This window comes from Niallia tiangongensis (assembly GCF_044704065.1).
GTDB lineage: Bacteria > Bacillota > Bacilli > Bacillales > Cytobacillaceae > Niallia > Niallia tiangongensis.
On record NZ_CP162613.1, the window covers coordinates 2,288,313 to 2,307,986 of the forward strand.

Consider the following 19,674-nt stretch of genomic DNA (forward strand, 5'->3'; position numbering starts at 1 on the left):
TTATCTTTTAAAAAGGGTAGCTTCATAATTAAGTAATTCCGTTTTCGTGGAGAGCACTGTAAATAGCAGACCATTTTTCGTTGGTATTTCAGCATTTTAAAATAAATCAAGCCCAATAACATCCTTTTTCGCACGATGATAATGTCAATTGTGATCGCGCGAATGAGAGTGTTATTTTACTTGTTATTTGGTATATCATGTTTGTCCCTTTCAAGAAACTTCAAGGGTTTTATACGATTATATGGTAATAGTTAAAAGATTAAGAAAATCCAGTTGGTCAACTAACAGGTGCTTTCATTAAACAAGAACAGTATATTTTAGAGAAAAAGCTTGGGATTATTCTCAAGCTTTTTGTGTGCTGGTGCTCTATATTGTCAATTTCCTTGTTATTTATGCTGCGAAATTGTATATTACTGTGACTGCGATTTCTTTGCTTTTCTGCACATTATCGGAATACTTTTGGCATAACCTAGGCGATTTTGTTTGGGCAATCTACAATTCTTATGTCTCTATCAAAAAAAAGCATACAAACCTTCATCCAAATATCGAAATTCATCCAATATTCAGTGGCTATTTCAGTTTCTCCCATTCACAAAATCTAACTCTCTATCAATCATAGACAAAATTTTAGGGGCACTGTGCACTGTGACCATTCCTTTGGTCTCTTTTGTTTTTTATAGGGATTTCATAGAATAGGCTTTATTACTCAAGTTTGCCATTTAAACCGTGAAGAATTTATTGAAACGTTAATCCTTCACACTTCCAACAAAAATCTACTGAAATAAAGTTAATCTTCGAATATACTATTATCATAAGGTTAATATTGTTAATTTATCTTAACATTCCGAGATTTTTAGAAGGAATAATAGAAAACTACTACCATGGGAGAGCATAGAATGAAAAAGAAAATGAACTATTTAATCATGATTTTAATGACCATTTTTATGGTTGGTTGTACCAACGTAGATGATACGTCCAATAAAAATGGAGAAACAGATTCACAAGAAGTAACCACAGATAATACAAATAAAAATAGTGAAGAAAAAGAAACTACCACTAAGGTCGATGAACCAGTAGTAGAGGAAACACCAACCCAATCAAAAAATGAACTGTTCAAAGGATATAAACTTATTGAAGTGGATGGTGGGGATTTGTCTGGGTATCGTGAATCTAGCGTCGTGGTGGATATTGGATATGGGGACCGTGAATACTGGGCATTTACGAATGAATATGGGCAATTAGTACGTGTTGTTGCTGATGAAATCATTCTACAAGATGACGATAGCGAACCTGTATTATCGTCTGGCAGATACTACCCAGATGAGGCAAAGGTTCCTGGTGTGGAAAGTGACGTTTTAGATGAAGGACATATCATTGCTGATTCTCTCGGAGGGGTATCGAATGCTTATAATATTACTCCACAAGATAGCACGCTCAACCGACATGGTGATCAAGCTTATATGGAAGAAGTGATCCGCAGCGCAGGTGGAGCGACAAATTTTGAAGCAATTATCACTTATCCGAATACGAAAACGCAGATTCCTTCCAGTTATCATTATACCTATACAATAAACGGAAATGTCATTACAGATTCATTTGAAAATGTGAACCCTGATAAAGTAAACGAATCACTTGGTTTAACAGATAGTGAGCCTTCCGATTCAAGTAGTTCAAACACAAACGATGATATTTCTAGTATTGATACAAATGGAAATGGTATCGTGACAATCGCAGAAGCAAAAGCAGCCGGTTTCAGTATGCCAATAACAAGTGATCATTGGTTGTACAAATATATGCGCGATAATGATAATGACGGTATGGTAGGGGAGTAAACCTCTAGAATTTTAGGAGATTGAAAAATCCTACTACACTAATAACTTATTATTCAAGATAGAGGCTCGGAAATTAAATGACTGATTCTGGGTCTTAAGGGGGATGATAGCTAAATTTTGGAGGATAAATTGGAATTTTCAAAGTCGTTTTTAAAAAAGTGCATATCAAATAAACCACCTATAGTGGATTTTTTTAAAAATGTATTTTAAGATGACTTTATAAGGACAAAAGAGATTTAATTAATGTGTTAAGATTTGCAAAATGATTCTTTTTTGCCTCCTTTAACCACGCATCGGCATGCTGGCACATGCCGATGATATAGGTTCGAATATTCCAATGCCTTGAACTACGTCCTCTTGAATCCTCTAAATGATAATCAATCTTTTGCCGTTTAATACAGCGCTCAATCCCAGTACGCAAGGAATAACGCTTATACCATTCCTTACTGTCACGTTTGACACGTGGAAATAGACGAGGATTATCCTTTGTCGATGTATAAAAAGTTCGTCCATATGTAGAGGTAGAACATGGGTTTGGGCACTTCCATTTTCCAACTACAGCTGGGCATCGCCATTTACGACGGTAACGTTTTTTATCCGCTCCCCAATCAAGCATTTTGCGACCAATTGGGCAAATCGGAACACCGTCTAAATTAATATCCATTTCATTGTAAATAAACTGCTTAGAACGCCTAGGATTGAGGTCAATGATGGCTGAAACATCATAGTGTTCTAACATTTTATAAATGGGATAAGCGTCTAAGGCTGAATCTAAGATGACTTCCCTAAATTTCCAATCAGGATACCAATGTAAAAGTTCATGATATGTACTTACAAACAGAACAGAATCGTGTTTACTAGCTCGATACATTCTTGGGTAGATTGGCAAATTATACGGACTATCTGAGGCACCTATCATAAAGAGATTTCGTCCATAATAGTACTTTTCTCTAGAGCTATCCCAGCCATAATCAGCATCAGGATCTGAAAATTGTCGTTTACATTGGCACTTCCAAATTCCTTGTTTTCGACAATCACAAAGGAATTTCCCATATGACCGACCTCCCGTTACAACAGGAGTTCCGTCAGCCAAAATGCTGAGTGACTGCGTATTTCCTAATAATCCATCTGATGCCGATTTATTTACGAATAGTGATTGAAATAGGAGTTGGAGTTGATCGTGTGCCTTTTGTTTATAATGAACTTTCTTGTTTTTTAGTGCACGGTTAACTAGCTTCTCCACAATTTTTGGATTTTTAGGTTCAAGTTTTTGATTCTTTTTGCCTTTCTTTCTTGGCTTTTTCAACCTTCTCTTCTTTCGATTGGATAGATGAGGAGTTGATGTAAGCCAAAGGCGTTTGAAAAAGTCATAAAACGTACCAACTCCAGGAACGTTGTCTGGAGAAAAGCCACTAAGAATGGCGAATATGGGAGTTGTTTTTAAGATAAAAACCCAGTGATCCACACTGGTTTCCTTTTGATAATGCATAAGCATTAAGCTTCGAAGCATATCACAAGGATTCCGTGGTTTTCTTCCTCTTGGATTAGAGGAATACCGTTGTTTCAGTAATTCTGTGGTGTCAGTTAGATCGATTAAAGAACACCAAATGATTGGTTCGAAGTAGAAATCTTTTAAAAACTTTTTATTGTAGTGTATGTCTAGCTGCTCTACAACAAAGTGTAGATAGGATTCATGAGAACGAATATCTGTAAGCATAAGTTTTCCCCCGTTTAAGTGATTAAAAAAATACCGTCACTTAATTATTTAGGGAACGTATGTTTGTCAAGAGGAAAGTTTGTTCGCATCTCCGTTTTGGGGGTGTCACAATAAAAAAGCCCTAGTCAAAAGACTAGAGCTTATGCGGAAAATTTAATTCCGAGAATCTATTCAATAAAAAAGGAGGTGAACTATTTGAATTCATTCATCGAAGTAACCGATAAAAAGTCCAAAGAAAAAATATTGATTAACACTTTGTTGGTAATAGAAGTAAGAGAAAATCGTATAATAGTAGCGAATGGTTTCTCTATAAACACATATAAAACTGTAGAAACTTATGAGGAAATAAAGGGTAAATTGAATGCGAGATAATATTCTCAAAATGTATCATAATAATGCCCGTCAATTTTTCTCTATTCTTTCTGGTACTGCAACACTAGAAGTTGATGGAGTATTTATAGAGTTGAGCGCACTACAAGGATATGAAGTTTCCCAAATAGTTCCGCCACAAATGCTAAAAAATACAAAGTTTATTGTTACTTCTCAGCCTAATAGTAAGAGAGACATGGTTTTAACAAAAAATAAGAACGGGTAATCTTATCAGATATTTTATAAAAGCATTCATTAAGGATTGGAGAACAAAATAAATAAGAGTGGTATCCTCACTTTGTGAGAACCACTCTATTTTTACTATGTTTGTTACAACTTCTATAAAAAATGATTCCAGCTTGCCGTATTCAATAGGCGGATTTACGACAACAAGTGCGTACTGAGCCTAAAGAGCTAAATGTCGTTCTAATGCTGGTCATGTGGATGAACAGACTTAATTCCTTTCAAATAATAAGCATACGGCTAACGAAATTTTTATAGATAATTTATTTCACTAGTGTCGCACTAAAATAATTCAACACAAATTTTAAAACTGAATTTTCTGCAACTTAATTTTTCCATAAAAAAATCCTTTATAATGGTTGGGAGGTAGTAACCTATCCAAATCCACAATAAAGGACATACGCATGGATAAGTTTACACGAAAAACATCATTTGAACAATGGTTTTCACCGCTTAATCAGAAATTATTAGAAGAACAGGTGAAAACACATCAATTAAACTACTATACAAAGAAGCTTTATATGGCTTCCTTTTTTAAATTACTTTTGTATGCGCAGCTCCATGAAACCGAGAGTTTACGGGCTTTGAGTGACGCTGTATTTTCAGACGATTTGCAATGTGCTACAGGGTTGAACTCGATTAGCTTCTCCCAATTAGGAAGACGAATCAATACAATTCCAACTGAGTTCTTTCAAACGATTTTTTTAGATTTGGTCGCCCAAATCCACAAGAAAACAGATTTTGAAAAACGAAGAAAGATTTCGACACCACTGAAAATCATTGATTCGAGTACACTCCCACTTAATTTAACCAATCATACGTGGGCAGAGTTTCGAAAGACAAAATCGGGTGTAAAGCTTCCCTTACGCCTCGTGTTCATGGAAAAGGGTTTCTCTTATCCAGATAAAGGAGTGCTTACGAATGCCATCGAACACGATCGAGGTCAGCTAGAAATATTCATTGACGACAAAGAATGCATGTACGTATTCGACCGTGGTTATTTAGACTACGAACGTTTTGATCGCATGACGGATGATGGCTATTTCTTTGTCACAAGACTTCGCAAAAATGCCGTAGTACGAGTACTTGAATCATTTACACTGCCTACACATTCCACGGTTTTATCGGATGATATGGTGGTGATTGGTACAACTCAAAACCGTTCAGAAAACGTGTTTCGTCGACTGAAATTACTTGATACAAAAGGCAAAGAGCTAACGTTACTAACGAATCGATTTGATTTAAGTGCAGACGAAATCGCAGAAATCTATAAATCACGTTGGGCGATTGAACTCTTTTTCAAATGGATGAAACAACATTTGAATATCAAAAAGTTCTATGGTCATAGTGAGCAAGCTGTACACAATCAAGTGTATATAGCGATGATTGTGTATTGTTTGAACGTATTGGCCCAGTTGAACTCGAATAGCGACCGAAGTTATTTACAAATTAGTCGCTATTTAAAAGCAGCTCTCTGGAAATCCGCAAACATTTGGTTACGCAAAATCAAAGGAAAGTGCGTGCCATAAGGGCTGTAACAGTCGTTGTTGGATAAGTCACAGGTTATAGTAAAAAAATGGATGTTTACTACCTTAGTTTTGGTGTTTTCATTTTTTCTTAAAAATATGGATAATTCAAAACTGAAAATTCAGAACTTATTTATGCGACACTAGTGAAATGATATAGAAAAATTAAATATCTTTACTTTTTTGGAAGAGTCTGTCACTAAGGGATACGTGTGTCTCTTAGTGACAGGCTTTTTTCTGAATTATGTTTGGTTTGGGACTTTTAATCGATTTGATCATCTGTCGTATTGATCCGAGATGGTAGGAGGAGTGAGCGAGCGCCCCCAACAAACCATTCGATGTCTGTCTATCTAAGGAGTCAAGAGAATCAATCTTTTTTATTAGTCTTGTGTAAAATCGTTCGATTCCAAAAAAACTAGGTTTTGAATTAGAAGGAACCTTAAGAAATGATGATTTGTCTGCAGATGGTAGCAAGCTAACTGACGTTTGTATTTATTCAATTATAAAGGAACAATCACACTTAAATTAATGGGTACTTTTATCAATAAACTAGGTTGTTTTTGGATATGGTAAGGCTATTTTAAATGATTAATGTACCAGAATCATCATACCTCTTTACTAACGTGGACCAAGATGAGGCATTGAATTTATTCAATTAGAAAATGAATAAATTCAGCTTAAGTGAAAAATTTACAAATCTACGTGGATATACCTTATGAAAGCATAGTTGGAGGGTGGGACAAAACCCTCCTCTGATAAGAACAGCTGAAGATTGTTTAGCTGTTTTTACCTACTTCATGTTAATTAATACCCGGAGTCTTCTGAGGTAAGGTTATCGAACATTTTATAATCATATTTTTGTAACGGCTTTTCAGCTGGTCCTTCAAGCACTTCCCCTGTATACGAGAATCTTGAACCATGGCACGGGCAATCCCAAGATCGTTCACCATCATTCCATGCAACTTCACACCCCATGTGAGTACAAGTTGTATCGACAATATGAAGCGTACCTTCTTTATCTCTATATGCACCTTTTCTGTGCCCATTAATGTCAATAACAGCCCCCTCATCATGGGATAGATTATTGATATCGTTCTGAGGAATTTCTAACTTACCTTTAATTAGGTGACTAACAACATTCGCATTTTGCATGAAGAAATTTTTTAGACTTGGATTCAAATTGAAACGGAAAGGAGAATACAATTTCTGGTACTTGTTCTTATTACCAAGTATGATATCTCGGAATAAAAGCGCAGCTGCAGTTCCATTTGTCATTCCCCATTTCCGGTATCCAGTAGCAATTAGTATATTTTTTTGACCGGAAGTAATTTCGCCAATGTAAGGAATCTTATCTAGTGTAGTTAGATCTTGAGCTGACCAACGGTAGGTAATATTTTCTATTCCGAATACTTGTTGACCGAAAGTCTCTAAGGCCTCGTAATGCTTCAGTGTTTCTCCGCCTTGTCCTGTTTTATGACTTTCTCCAGAAATGAGAATCATTTCTTCCCCATTGATTGTTGCATAGCGGAGAGATCTTTTCGGCTCATCTGCACTAATATACATACCACCTGGATAGTCTGTTTTTACTTTTGCAGCAATAATATAGGAACGGTCTGCGTGGATTCTTGTAGAATAAAGTCCAGCACCTTCATAAAAAGGGAAATGAGAACAGGCAAGAACATATTTCGCTGTAATTCGTGCTCCTTCACGGGTAAGAACTGCTGGGTGTTCGCCAGTCTCGATATTTACAGCTGTTGTATTTTCAAAGATGTATCCTTCTTTTTCGGCGATTATTTTTGTAAGATGTGCCAAGTATTTAAGTGGATGGAATTGAGCTTGATTTTTCATAACAAGTGCATTATATATTTCTAAATCGATAGGAAGTTTGTTTATGAGTTTGCCTTCAATAAGAAGTTCCTCATAGGCTTCTGCTTCTTTTTCTAGTTTACGCGCATATTCTTCTGTTGTGGAATAGACATAGGCATCTTGATGAGTGAAATCACAATCAATTTGATGCTTATTGACCGTTTCATGAATAAATTTTAAAGCATCAGTGTTGGCCTCGTAATATAATCTTGCCATGTCTTTCCCGGCATAGCGGATTAATTCATCATAAATTAAATCGTGCTGGGCAGTGATTTTAGCTGTGGTATGTCCCGTTGTTCCGTTCAGTAATTTGTTTGCTTCGATAAGAGCAACTTTCAGACCTTCATTCACCAACAGATAGGCGGAAGTAATGCCTGTAATTCCACCACCTACAATAGCCACATCAACTTGCATGTCATTCTCAAGGCAGGGGTACTCTGGTAAATGAATAGTGTCTGTCCAATAAGATTCGGCGCTAGGTGGTAATTTGTCATTGTAATTAGTGTTGTTAGCCACTTTAACTCCTCCATTTAATAGTTTATAACATTATTATTTCCATTTACTAGAAGGATAAACTTTTGGTTTGGAAAACTGCGGACTTTTATATCGTTTTTAATGGGGAATAAAAGTGATTCTATGACCTATTTTTATACGTATTTAGGCTGTACCACTATATAAGTTCTAATATGTAAACATGAGTAAAGAGAAGTATAAAAAATATTAACAGATTTTCTATGAAACAAGATGGATGTATGGTTGTAGGGGAACAATTGATGGAATAAACTAATTTATAGATTAAGGTCACCAGTATCTTTTCTAGTACAAGTTCTTTTAATAATCTGTACCGTATCATTTAGTAAATGGCAAGTGTTTAGGGGAATTTAATCCTCCAAATCAATAATTAGGCAGGAGCGGATATCAATTTTAGGATTCCATCATATAGTAAACAGAATCAAAACCCAATTATAAAGAATAACCCTAGATATAAATGGAGTATTTTATTCTATGACTAAATCACTTATTGTTCCAAGTGTATATCAACCTAATTTGAACTTTATAGAAATCCAAATCGCTATAAATAAATTAAACATTACTTTGAAAATCATTTTTCTAAAGAGCCAAATTTAACAAAGATTTCCGCCCCGATTATATTGAAGGCAGGAAATGGTATTAATGATAATTTAAATGGAGTAGAACGAATTGTAACTTTTAATGCACTGGATGTAGAACATTCACAAATAGAAATAGTTCAATCATTGGCAAAGTGGAAAAGAATGGCCTTAGGACGTTATGGATTTAGTTATGGTGAAGGGTTATATACAGATATGAATGCAATCAGAAGAGATGAGGTTTTGGACAATTTACACTCTATGTTCGTTGATCAATGGGATTGGGAGAAAGTTATCAGCTACGATGAACGTCATTTAACGACACTAAAATTAGAGTCCCAAAAAATTTATCGATCGATAAAGTCTACGGAGTATTTCTTATATACGTTATATCCTCACATCGAACCCACCCTGCCAGAAAATATTCATTTTATTACGACACAAGATCTTGAAGATAGATATCCATCTCTAACACCAAAACAGCGGGAAGATGAAATTGCCAGGGAGTTTGGGGCAGTTTTCATTATGAAGATTGGAGGAGAATTGTTATCTGGTAACAAGCATGATGTACGTTCGCCAGATTATGATGATTGGAATCTAAACGGAGATATTATTTTATGGTATCCGCTGTTAGAAAAGTCTGTCGAGATATCTTCTATGGGGATACGTGTAGCTGAGAAGACACTTTTACCGCAACTAAAATGCTCTAATCATGAAAATCGAAAAGATCTTGAGTATCACCAGATAATAAACCGATTAGTACATATTTGAGGTAACGTAACTATATTATTTCTACTTGGGGTTACTTATAATAAAACATGGTTGGCTGGAACAGCCTCCGATGGCATCAGATTGTGATGAATTAATAGGAAAATGAGTTCTCTTTAACTTATTGGGATTGAAATATTTCTGTCCCAGCAGAAAAATCGCCTACCTTAGTCCATTATTTTAATTTAGGTTAAGAAGGGGTTTATAATAGATATTTAAACTAAGGTGTATTGAATATATGAATAATACCCTTTTCCTTGTTTTGTTATAATCAGGGGTTAGCTTGCCTGTAATAATTGAAATCTTGCTTATGGTAGAGTTAGTGGAACAAATAATGTTTAACTTGTTCCACAATCAGGCCATGATGTGCAACACCAACTGCCAAATAAAAACTAATACTTTCATAATATCTATATTTATAACTACCAATAACGGGAATTTTGCGAAAAAAAGTCTATTCATATTCTCTGAAGAGACTTAAAAGCTTTTTCTATATACATGGCGACACCAATATAGAGACTTAAAATGACTTCCTGAAATAACTTAGTCAAATTATTTCAGGAAGTTTATCAATTATTAGAATTAAGTAATCATCAAATTAAAGTATTTATTAAAAAGTTCCTGTCTTATAAATGCTTTAGTTTCTTCTTCAAATAATGCTTTTTCATCCCATCCCTGAAAAACACAATTATCCATTAAACAAACAAATTTTATATACGCAGGTGAAAAACCTTCATATATACCATTAAAACCAAGCTGATCAAAGAAGTCTATTCCCCATTTTTTAAAGTATATAAATAGATGCGATTGGACATTATCTACTTGAAGATTTATATTTTCCATTTCTAATATTATCTCCTTTTTTAAAATGTTTTTTGAAGGAAGATTATTTATTTGAAGAATTGTGTTTAAATCAATAATTGGGTCATTTAAAAAAGTCTCTATATTAAAGTCTCCATCTTCTACGATGTTTTCTAACAAAGCCATGAATACAATTGGTGGTTGCATATCAGTTGATTCCGCTAAAAAACTATTTACTAATCCTCTAAATAGGGTACCTTTAGTCTTCTTTATGGCATTATAGTATTTAAAAGGTAGATTAAGACTGATATCTGAAAGTAACTTACTAAATTTAAAAGCATAAAAAAAAGATCCTAAGTTAGCAAAAGATGATGTGAAATGCGCTGCAGTTGAATATACGAATAGCTCTGGATCATAAAGGTACTTTTTATAGGTATTTTCAAATCGAGCAACTTCAATTAATCGTTGATCACCATCTTCAATAGACATTAATGCAAGACGATGATAGTCTAATTCGGCATACATTGCATTTGTTTCCCATAAAGATTCCATTGTAAAGGGAACTTTAGCATAAGGTATGTTTGAAGAATTAAAAGTTACTGTTAAAATAGGATTGTTTGTTTCTCCACCGCGAATATTTAAAATCTTATCTTCACTCAAGTTGAATGCCCAATCCTTTATATTAATATTGCTGCTTTTTAGTTTGTTAAAAACTTTTGAATGCGGTTGTTGCTTCCACTCATTAAATAATTCCAGAAAGGCAATTATATTGTCTATAGCAGGTCTTTCTCTTCCAGCACTTAACTCTGAGTTAAAATATTCAAACTCGTTTATGGCACTATAAATCTTTTCTAATATTCTTAATCCTGATAATGTAGAAATGTGATCAATAAAATGGCACCCTTCATGGGCAAATAACTTTATTGACTCTATAGAATCCGAACCATAATTCTCATTATTTACATTTTTCAAAGCTAAGTTCTGATGTTTTTTTATTAAGTCTCTGAAGTTAATTGTTTGGCTCATTAAATTATAACTAGCAATAGTTTCTACATTAGCAAATTTAATCATAGTATCATCTTTCCTTTTTCTTATTTTAACTTACGGGGACTTTAGTTCATACAATCTTGATTATTTTGTCATTTCCCAGCATTGCATTAATTGGTGAATGCTTTCCTCGATTTTCTCTAATGGGATGCCTCCAAATCCTAACAGGAATGTTGGATGCTTATACTCTATTGGTTTTAACAGATAATCGCTTAAAGGATAAATGGAGATATGGCTTTTTGCTGCGATGGCTTTTAACTCATTTTCACTTTTTTGTAGCGGAAGGGAAATTAAAATATGCATTCCTGCTTGATCTCCAGTGATGATAACTTCAGGATAATCTGTTTTAAAAATATGAGTCAGTTTATCATGTTTCTTCCGATAAATTTTCCGCATACGGTTTAAGTGTTTTGAAAAATAGCCGTCTCTCATAAAGCTTGCTACTATATGCTGGTCGAATCTTGGGACAGTTGCTGAATAATAACTGAATGTTTCCTTATATTTTTTCAGCAATGTGGAAGGCAAAAGAAAATAGGCCAATCGCAATGATGGCATTAATGACTTGGTGAATGTACTTAGATAAATTACCTTATCGTTTTGGTCCATCCCATGTAAGGCGGGAATGGGTTTACCAGTGTAACGAAATTCGCTGTCGTAATCGTCTTCAATGATATAGCGATTTTTACTTTTTGCTGCCCATTGCATTAACTGTGTTCTTCTAGTGGCAGAAAGAACGGCACCTGTCGGAAATTGGTGAGAAGGTGTAATGTAGACCACATTGGCATTTGTTTTTTCAAGTTGTTCCACAATCAGTCCGTCTTCATCAACTGGAATAGGGATCGCTTTATTTTGCAGTTGAATTCTAGGGCTAGCTGAATAGCCAGGATTTTCAAGGGCTAAGGTTGAATCATTATCAAGCAACCTTAAAATCATGGGAAAGAGTTGTTCTGTTCCTGAACCAATCACAATTTGCTCCGGTTTACAGACAATCCCACGCGATTGATATAGATATTTGGCTATTTCCGTCCGTAAAGTGTATTCTCCTTGGGGTTCTCCAATCTGTAACAACTCCTTCGACGGAGTATCATATAAATTTTTTGCATACTTTCTCCACTGTGAAAAAGGAAAGGAATCTGTATCGATTTTTCCAGGGTGAAAGTCAAATTGGATCATTTTTTTCTCCGTATCCTCTATAGGCAACTCAATATGTTCTGTTTCAATATAAGGTAATTCATTTATATCCTCTACAAAAAAACCAATCCGCGGTTTTGATACAATAAATCCCTCTGCAACCAGCTGCGCATATGCCACTTCAATCGTTGTTTGGCTAATGTTTAAAAAATCGGCCAATTTTTTTTTGGAGGGGAGTTGCGTTCCAACTTCAATTTGTTGACTCAAAATAGCGGATTTGATCCCCATATAAAGCTGCTCATACAAGGGTTTTGTTGTGTTTTTATTCAATGCAAACATAAGCATATCCATTCGGGAACCCTCTTTTCTGACCATGTTAATTTTATAAAAATTGACACTTTTTATATTGTCAGTTTTTATTATACTAGTAAACATGAAAGAAGAGGAGATTCTTTTTTTAAAACTAAAAAAACAAACACTTGAAAGAAGAGGATGATTTACATGTTTGCGACTGAACAAAACAAAACGAGAACCCTGGTTCTCAATGCACTATTTATTACTTTAACGTTTCTTGCAACAATGTTTATCAACATCAGGCTGCCATTGATGGGAAATGGGGGACTAATCCATTTGGGTAACGTGCCGTTTTTGATTGCTGCATTTATTTTTGGCAAGAAATCAGGTGCGATTGTAGGCGCTTTTGGAATGGCTTTATTTGATATAATGTCAGGATGGACATTATGGGCTCCGTTCACATTTGTTATCGTTGGTACTATGGGGTATATAGCTGGACTTATTGTGGAAAAGATGCCTGGCAAAAAATCTCTTGTATATGTACTGGCAGTTGTTGTTGCCATGATTATCAAAGTTGTCGGCTACTATTTTACAGAAGTAATCCTTTATGGAAACTGGATCTTGCCATTCGGCTCCGTCCCAGGTAATATCATGCAACTAGTCATCGCCGGCATCATCGTTGTGCCACTTACAAAAGGATTTAAACAAAGAATTGTACGCACTAAGAGTGCCTGACACCACAAAAAGACAAAAGGTATTTAAATGTCCTTGCTGAGAGAACATTTAAATACCTTTATTTATTGGGAAAATGTTATTATTAATCAAATGAAGAAACAATCTCAAACTTAGTTAATTTGGCAATCAGTAAAATATAAAAAAGTTCTTGGACTGAACTACCGAGTGCTTTAGATTTTACAAGATAATATAAAAACAGGAGGCTGGGACATAAGAATTCCAACCATAGATAAACCCGAACAACCACATGATAGTTCATATGATTGTTCGGGTTTATATTAGTTTATAATAGACTGTTTCAGTAAAGATGGTGTTATTATCCGCAGCCTGAATACACTTCGCTTTCCATGGGGCGAGCGCCGAGCCGCTTCGTCACTTAAGTTCCTGCAGGGTCTCGGACTTTCTCGCAGCTCCCATAGGAGTCTACGTGTATTCAGGCTGCTCCGTCTTTCCAATTAATTAATTTTTTCTATTTCCATAATAGTTTAGAGAAAAACAATCTTTAAAAATGAATTAGTTTTTATACTGACTATATTTAAAATCATAAATAACTAGCATGAAAAGTAGCCTTTATTTAAGAGCTAAATTAAGGATTGTTCGTCTTTACAGGTTGGCTATTTAGTTTTGTCCCAGCCTCGTTTTTGATTACTCTATATACAATTTTTGTATTTATCTTTAAAAAAACTCGTATAACCCTTCATCAAAATATCGAAATTCATCCAGTGTAATCTTATAATGTTTATAGCCTTCATAAAATGCATTTTTTAATTTTTTATCATGCACAAAGCTTCTAATTGCTAGTGCTTCATCATAGCGAGGATCCCCAACAGTCATACCAGCTACATCAATGAATTTCGTTACTGTTCCATTAACAACGAGGACATTATCTGTTGTACAATCCCCATGAATGATCGTTTGTTTTACTTTTAAAGGCTTGTTTTTTACCAATAATGTGAGAAGTTCATTTGAGCCCTCTGTCCATCCATTTCTGACGTAATATTCCGCTTTTTGAAGACGTTCTGAAAGCCATTCGTCTGAATGATGGAATGGTTCCTTAATCTCTGTAGAATGAAGCTTATGTAATAATTGGCCAAGGCTTTTTATTAAAGGGAGTTTCGCCGTGTCAGTTTTTGCTTGTGCTAAAGCAGTTGTTAAAGTAATACCCTGTTCAAAAGACATAATTAAGTGACTGCTATTTTGTTCCTCTAGAAATCCATAGTAATGGGGAACGGGGATGATTGATTGGCTAACTAATTTTTCTAAAACAATTGCTTCTGCTTGTAGCCACTCTCGATATTTTTCTTTAAAAGAGCTTTTTAATAGGTAGGTGCCACTTTTTGTTATCACTTGATGAACGATAGATGTACCGCCTTGTTCCTCTAATCGGTCTATCGTACTTATCGAGCCTATTAAACTCTCTAATTGCATTTTCAATAATTTGTCCAAGTGGTTCACCAGCTTTTTTTGTAAAATGAATAATTTGATATCCTAATTATACTATTAGACAAATCTCAATTTCGACCGTTTTTTTAATATAATATGTCAGGAAGTGAGCAAAGTTTGAAGGGAATGGTAGAAAGAAGGCTATCTTATTTGTATACAGGAGAATTAACTTCGGTCATTGTTTTTGTTTTTGTCAGTTATCTATTTAATTATGCATTTCCAAATCTGCGAATGTATTCGCTATATTCCTTTTGGGCATCATTCATCCTGTTAGAATGTCTTCTAATACAAGGAACCATTTTTTGGTATGCAAAATTAAAAAGACTGCGAAAGGAGAATACGTCTATAACACCGATTAAGATCGTTCGACAGTTGTATCGTTTTAAAAGGCTAAACATAATGATGATAATCGTCACAATCATTGCATTTGTTTTTGATTTTATTAAATGGAATCCGTTGCTGCCAATAGGTGGGTTATCCATTGCATTATTGATTTATATTTTTGCCATTTTAGAGTTTATTAACTATTTTTATATTCAACTCTCATACGGTAAAATCTCTGACATTAGTCATTTGTTAAAAAGTAGAAAATGGAAGAAATCCTGTTTGAATAAAGAATTCAGACGCTTATTATAGGAGATTTTTTGAAAAGAAAAACTTGTGGAGCCATTCCCATATCAAATAGAAGAACAGATCAATGGGAAAGGCCGCTTTGTGAAAGAGGTGAAGAAAAAAGCACTTCAGTGGGAGCCTAATCTTCTAAAAATATAAGTAACCCCGTTCAAACAAATTAATATTAATAACTCTACAAAAGCAAAAACAAAAATAGTTAAAAATAAATCAAAGTAGAATTCGCCTGCAGATATAAAATCTGTCTTATCCGTTGTCCATGATTTAAATAGAATGAATAGGAAAATGGAGCATAGGAGTCCTATATAAATACATGTCCAGTGATGATAAAAATCTATTTTAAATTTACTACGCCAAATCCATACATTCAAAGGCAAAAAAGTGATAAGAAAATATAAAAGCAGCAATAGGAAATTGGGATTATGAACAGAAAAGAATAAATACTGATTTAGACAAAAGATAACGATATTTAATAAGATTATTAGAAGTGATTGCTTTTGCAAATAAATACCCCCAATCAAAATTCATTTATTCAATAGAGAGAATCAAGGTTCATTCAAAAAAAACGAACTAATGAGAGGTATTACTACCGTTAATGTGAGAATAAGGATATTACCGATAAGGCCGCTAATTTTAAAGAATCCTCTTTTTCCTAAGAACCCACAGATAATCCCAATGAGTGGAAAAAGCCAAAGGAGTAATATAGAGAAAGTATCGGGAAAAGTAATGTTCATAAAAAACGGAAGGATATAAGCCACAAGAGCTATTACAAAAATAACAAAAGAAGCTCCGCTAAAAAATTATGTTTCATTAGTATCCTCTTTTCCTTTTTTTTGTTTAATATTACCATAATAGTGATTTTTCTAAAATAGCGAAATGGAAGAATAGGAGCTCGATAGATGTCTGTATACTTCACCAACCAAGCAGTGGAAGTGGTCAATAACTTAAATAAAAAAGGTTTTTTAACTGGGAACGGGGAGTTTGTGGATAAAGATTTCCTCCCTTCCTATAAGTGGATGATTGAACAAATGGATAAGAGGATAAATAATAATGGTTTGATGCCTATTTGGCTATGGGCGACAAAACCGAATTTAAGCGAGGAAGGTCATTTTAACAAAGGAACAAAAGCTGTATGTTTAACAGTCGAAATACCAGAAAATAAAGTTCTTCTTTCTGATTTTGATGCTTGGCACTGTGTGTTAAATGACGGCTTTTGTATGATTTCAGAGGAAGAAGATAGGTTGTTTGAACAGGGGAAATTAACGATTACAAAGGAACAAAGCTGGGAAAGAATATTTCACATAGCGAAATTACGCAACTCAGAAATGTGGAATAATGGGGACCAAATTGTTCAGGGAGTTACATCCGTGATTCAGAAAGAACAGATTTTGAACATAGAATATTTTATTGCTAATTAAGATCGATTCATGGAAATAATATAATGAATGCAAAAGGAGGAAATATCTTTTCCATATGGAATGTAATACGCATGTCATTGTTTAGGAGTGAAATAGATGAAAAAAATATTAGTACTTGGGGGAACGCGTTTTTTCGGAAGAAAGCTTGTGGAAGTGCTGTTGGAAGAGGGGCATCAGGTTACGATTATGACCCGTGGGACAACAAGTCATCCATTTGGCGATCGAGTGGAGCATATCATCGGTGATCGCTCTATGAAGGAACAACTTAAAAATCATTTTGAAGGACGAAAATTTGATATTGTTTATGACAATATTTGCTATACATCGAATGAAGCAAGGGATTTCTGTGAAGTTTTTAACGGGAATATTGGCAAGCTTGTGTTTACATCTTCCTTATCAACCTATTCTGCAGATGGAAAAGAAAAAAGTGAAGAAGATTTTGATTCTTATCATTATCCGATAGCATGGGGAGATAAAGAGGCTTTTACGTATGATGAAGGAAAAAGACAGGCGGAAGCCGTTTTCTTTCAGTATGCAACCTTTCCAGTTGTGGCAGTAAGGTTCCCCATCGTGTTAGGGGAAGATGATTACACTCGTCGTTTGCATTTTCATGTGGAGCGGATTCAGCAAGGAAAAACAATAGGCTTTGTTAATATGGAAGCAGAAATGTCTTTTATTCTTGCCTCAGAAGCTGCTGCATTCCTAAAATGGACAGGTTTGTCAGACGTGGAAGGTCCATTTAATGCAACGGCAAATGGAAAAATTTCAATGGGAGAATTAATCCATATAATCGAAAAGGTGACAGGGCATGATGCGAAAATAACGTTAGAAGGGGACGAGGAAGATACATCCCCATTTGCCATTCCTGCCACATGGTATATGAATACGGAAAAAGCAGGAAAAGCGGGCTTTGTTTTCAGTAAACTGGAAGATTGGTTGCCAGCTTTGATTGAGACGATTGCAGGTAAAGATAAGCATAGATTGTGATGCTTAATGGTGTAAAGTATATAGCTTTTAAGGTGTTTTAAACAACTGGATCGAGATCTTGTAATCAATTTTAAGTAGAAACAGAAACCACTGAAATTAGTGGTTTTCTTTTTGTAGAATCATACCCCTTGGTTTTTTCTTTCATATACGATTCTTGTTCAATTAAAAAACAGTTAGTTAAGTAACAAATGATTATTCTTCCTGAATAAGCCAATCCACTAATATTGGAATTTTCTCTACGTAATCTTTAATTTCTTTTATTGTTTCAATTGCTTGAGTCGTCCCCATCATTTGTTCCTCCTCATCTGAACACTCCATCCACAAGGAACGTTTTAAATTATATTCTAGCCAGTCTAATTTACCTGAAAATCCATTTTCTAATACGGTAGACCAATTTGCTTGAACTTTTCCATATCTCTTTTTATAACCGTTTATAAAAGTAGAAAATCTTTCTTTATCCATACTTCCTGTATCATCCTCAGACCAGTATAGTGCCGTTTCTATTAAATCATGCATTGGATTTATATAACCAGCGGATTCCCAATCAATTAATACGGGTTTGTCATTATGCCATAAAACATTTTTGGGGTCTAAATCCCTGTGACTAATTACTAAATTTGCTGAAAGTAATTTATTTGCATTGTTTGCTAATGAAGTCCACTCATAAAGTCTATCAACAATTTCAAGTAACAGTACAACCCATTCAGCATTACTTTCTTGTCCCTTTTGAATATAATATTTCCATTCTATGGATTGTAATCTTTCTCCCAATTCTTCATTTAGATTAAGTTGCGAAAAATCTGTCCTATGGATTTCGGCAAGTATAGAACCTATCTTTTCACAATGACTACAATTAATTGCAGTAGCTTTAAGCATTTTACCCTCTATCCAATTGAAAATCATATAGTAATGGTTGTCTATCTCTTGAATAGAGTCACCATTTATTATTTTTGCTGGAGTAGCAGGTACTTTCTTTGATACCAAGTTAGCGATTCTCTCTGAATTAATATAATTTTTCCATGCATTTGGTCTTTTCATAATTTGAGGATTTAATCTTTTAATAGCAAATTTTCCTTTATCTGTTTCAATAGCATACATTTTATGCAAAAGACCACCAGAAATGGAAAATGGAACCCCGACTATTTCTCCAAGATTGGACTCATTACATATCTTTTTAAACACTTGAATATCAACCATTTCACTAATCCACCTTTAAATTTAAATCATGATTATTGCCGTATGCTTTAGATAGTACTACTTTGATTTTTTTCTTCGCTAATGTTTCTAAATAAACCTTTACAAATCACACTCCTTAACCATAAACTTACAATCATTTATTCGCTATGGCCATGTCTATTTCCTGCACTGGAAGAATAGTGATTTTTTCTAACGGAAATACTAGAAAAAACAGGAATAAAGGTAGGAGGAAAATAATGCCTCGCAAAGATGAAGAGATGAGCGAAGAAGTAGAAAAGGAATTGACGAATACAAAAAAGAAAGAAGGAGAGGTAGATAAATTAAACCGCATGCTAGCAGCAGTATTGGAGTATATTTCCGATGATGAGGTAGAAGAAATCGACATTGATTACATATTGGATCAAACAGAAGGACTTCGTGCTTGGTGGAATCTATACCGAGAGAAAAACCGTAAGCGCATGGAAGAAGAAATCAAAGAATCATTAGGGGAACTGTCCCTTGAGGAGCTAGAGAAGATTCGGGAACAAATTAAGGCTAAACAATAAGAAAAATGGTTTTCAT

16 protein-coding genes are annotated in these 19,674 nt (G+C 34.6%); 10 read left to right on the forward strand and 6 right to left on the reverse strand.

Annotated elements, in window-relative coordinates; translation table 11 throughout:
- Positions 1 to 896: 896 nt before the first annotated feature.
- Entirely contained in the window at positions 897 to 1,832 is a 936-nt protein-coding gene (locus tag AB3U99_RS10725) for a DNA/RNA non-specific endonuclease (RefSeq protein WP_400247457.1), read from the forward strand.
- 217 nt (positions 1,833 to 2,049) lie between these two features.
- Here the strand turns inward: AB3U99_RS10725 and AB3U99_RS10730 are convergent, their stop codons facing one another.
- Positions 2,050 to 3,549: a transposase gene (locus tag AB3U99_RS10730; RefSeq protein ID WP_400242960.1), complete on the reverse strand. Its 1,500-nt coding sequence runs from the start codon at positions 3,547 to 3,549 to the stop codon at positions 2,050 to 2,052.
- 195 nt (positions 3,550 to 3,744) lie between these two features.
- Here AB3U99_RS10730 and AB3U99_RS10735 point away from each other — a divergent pair, with 195 nt between their 5' ends.
- The 3 genes from AB3U99_RS10735 to AB3U99_RS10745 all read left to right on the forward strand — a co-directional run bounded on the left by AB3U99_RS10735 (position 3,745) and on the right by AB3U99_RS10745 (position 5,690).
- The gene (locus AB3U99_RS10735) at positions 3,745 to 3,921 is read left to right on the forward strand and encodes a hypothetical protein (RefSeq protein ID WP_400247458.1); all 177 of its coding nucleotides are present in this window, start codon (positions 3,745 to 3,747) and stop codon (positions 3,919 to 3,921) included.
- Positions 3,911 to 4,144: a hypothetical protein gene (locus tag AB3U99_RS10740; RefSeq protein ID WP_400247460.1), complete on the forward strand. Its 234-nt coding sequence runs from the start codon at positions 3,911 to 3,913 to the stop codon at positions 4,142 to 4,144. Before AB3U99_RS10735 ends, AB3U99_RS10740 begins: the two co-directional genes overlap by 11 nt.
- A 421-nt stretch (positions 4,145 to 4,565) precedes the next feature.
- Positions 4,566 to 5,690: an IS4 family transposase gene (locus AB3U99_RS10745; RefSeq protein WP_400247462.1), complete on the forward strand. Its 1,125-nt coding sequence runs from the start codon at positions 4,566 to 4,568 to the stop codon at positions 5,688 to 5,690.
- Between the two features lie 801 nt (positions 5,691 to 6,491).
- On the opposite strand, the gene AB3U99_RS10750 is transcribed toward AB3U99_RS10745, so the two are convergent.
- Positions 6,492 to 8,069 (reverse strand): FAD-dependent oxidoreductase, encoded by a 1,578-nt coding sequence (locus AB3U99_RS10750; RefSeq protein ID WP_400247464.1) that lies wholly within the window; start codon positions 8,067 to 8,069, stop codon positions 6,492 to 6,494.
- A gap of 617 nt (positions 8,070 to 8,686) precedes the next feature.
- Between AB3U99_RS10750 and AB3U99_RS10755 the strand changes: the two genes are divergently transcribed.
- A complete protein-coding gene (locus AB3U99_RS10755) occupies positions 8,687 to 9,433 on the forward strand; it encodes an aspartate--ammonia ligase (protein ID WP_400248032.1) in 747 nt (248 codons plus the stop codon).
- A gap of 579 nt (positions 9,434 to 10,012) precedes the next feature.
- Here the strand turns inward: AB3U99_RS10755 and AB3U99_RS10760 are convergent.
- On the reverse strand, positions 10,013 to 11,302 hold the full coding sequence (locus tag AB3U99_RS10760) for a hypothetical protein (RefSeq protein WP_400247465.1): 1,290 nt from the start codon (positions 11,300 to 11,302) through the stop codon (positions 10,013 to 10,015).
- Positions 11,303 to 11,362: 60 nt separating this feature from the next.
- Positions 11,363 to 12,760 carry a PLP-dependent aminotransferase family protein gene (locus tag AB3U99_RS10765; RefSeq protein ID WP_400247467.1) on the reverse strand — a complete coding sequence of 466 codons (1,398 nt, stop codon included), beginning with the start codon at positions 12,758 to 12,760 and terminating at the stop codon, positions 11,363 to 11,365.
- Between the two features lie 150 nt (positions 12,761 to 12,910).
- On the opposite strand from AB3U99_RS10765, the gene AB3U99_RS10770 reads away from it, so the two are divergent.
- Entirely contained in the window at positions 12,911 to 13,438 is a 528-nt protein-coding gene (locus AB3U99_RS10770) for an ECF transporter S component (RefSeq protein WP_400247469.1), read from the forward strand.
- Between the two features lie 675 nt (positions 13,439 to 14,113).
- Here the strand turns inward: AB3U99_RS10770 and AB3U99_RS10775 are convergent.
- Positions 14,114 to 14,884: a phosphotransferase gene (locus tag AB3U99_RS10775; RefSeq protein ID WP_400247471.1), complete on the reverse strand. Its 771-nt coding sequence runs from the start codon at positions 14,882 to 14,884 to the stop codon at positions 14,114 to 14,116.
- Positions 14,885 to 14,998: 114 nt separating this feature from the next.
- Between AB3U99_RS10775 and AB3U99_RS10780 the strand changes: the two genes are divergently transcribed.
- From AB3U99_RS10780 to AB3U99_RS10790, 3 genes are all read left to right on the forward strand, one after another.
- Positions 14,999 to 15,517, forward strand: coding sequence for a general stress protein (locus AB3U99_RS10780; protein WP_400247472.1), 519 nt, complete (start codon positions 14,999 to 15,001; stop codon positions 15,515 to 15,517).
- Positions 15,518 to 16,410: 893 nt separating this feature from the next.
- Positions 16,411 to 16,929 carry a DUF3841 domain-containing protein gene (locus tag AB3U99_RS10785; protein WP_400247474.1) on the forward strand — a complete coding sequence of 173 codons (519 nt, stop codon included), beginning with the start codon at positions 16,411 to 16,413 and terminating at the stop codon, positions 16,927 to 16,929.
- Between the two features lie 96 nt (positions 16,930 to 17,025).
- Positions 17,026 to 17,916 (forward strand): NAD-dependent epimerase/dehydratase family protein, encoded by an 891-nt coding sequence (locus AB3U99_RS10790; protein ID WP_400247476.1) that lies wholly within the window; start codon positions 17,026 to 17,028, stop codon positions 17,914 to 17,916.
- A 192-nt stretch (positions 17,917 to 18,108) separates the two neighbouring features.
- Here AB3U99_RS10790 and AB3U99_RS10795 read toward each other — a convergent pair whose 3' ends face one another.
- Positions 18,109 to 19,113: a phosphotransferase gene (locus AB3U99_RS10795; protein WP_400247478.1), complete on the reverse strand. Its 1,005-nt coding sequence runs from the start codon at positions 19,111 to 19,113 to the stop codon at positions 18,109 to 18,111.
- Positions 19,114 to 19,349: 236 nt separating this feature from the next.
- Between AB3U99_RS10795 and AB3U99_RS10800 the strand changes: the two genes are divergently transcribed.
- Positions 19,350 to 19,658, forward strand: a complete 309-nt coding sequence (locus AB3U99_RS10800; protein ID WP_400247479.1) for a hypothetical protein — start codon at positions 19,350 to 19,352, stop codon at positions 19,656 to 19,658.
- Positions 19,659 to 19,674: the final 16 nt, after the last annotated feature.

Excerpts from the sequence above, each read along its gene's own strand:
- AB3U99_RS10765 (WP_400247467.1), bottom strand. The coding sequence starts at position 12,760 with ATGGATATGCTTATGTTTGCATTGAATAAAAACACAACAAAACCCTTG.
- AB3U99_RS10745 (WP_400247462.1), top strand. The coding sequence starts at position 4,566 with ATGGATAAGTTTACACGAAAAACATCATTTGAACAATGGTTTTCACCG.
- AB3U99_RS10795 (WP_400247478.1), bottom strand. The coding sequence starts at position 19,113 with ATGGTTGATATTCAAGTGTTTAAAAAGATATGTAATGAGTCCAATCTT.
- AB3U99_RS10730 (WP_400242960.1), bottom strand. The coding sequence starts at position 3,549 with ATGCTTACAGATATTCGTTCTCATGAATCCTATCTACACTTTGTTGTA.
- AB3U99_RS10740 (WP_400247460.1), top strand. The coding sequence starts at position 3,911 with ATGCGAGATAATATTCTCAAAATGTATCATAATAATGCCCGTCAATTT.
- AB3U99_RS10770 (WP_400247469.1), top strand. The coding sequence starts at position 12,911 with ATGTTTGCGACTGAACAAAACAAAACGAGAACCCTGGTTCTCAATGCA.
- AB3U99_RS10760 (WP_400247465.1), bottom strand. The coding sequence starts at position 11,302 with ATGATTAAATTTGCTAATGTAGAAACTATTGCTAGTTATAATTTAATG.
- AB3U99_RS10725 (WP_400247457.1), top strand. The coding sequence starts at position 897 with ATGAAAAAGAAAATGAACTATTTAATCATGATTTTAATGACCATTTTT.
- AB3U99_RS10785 (WP_400247474.1), top strand. The coding sequence starts at position 16,411 with ATGTCTGTATACTTCACCAACCAAGCAGTGGAAGTGGTCAATAACTTA.
- AB3U99_RS10800 (WP_400247479.1), top strand. The coding sequence starts at position 19,350 with ATGCCTCGCAAAGATGAAGAGATGAGCGAAGAAGTAGAAAAGGAATTG.
- AB3U99_RS10790 (WP_400247476.1), top strand. The coding sequence starts at position 17,026 with ATGAAAAAAATATTAGTACTTGGGGGAACGCGTTTTTTCGGAAGAAAG.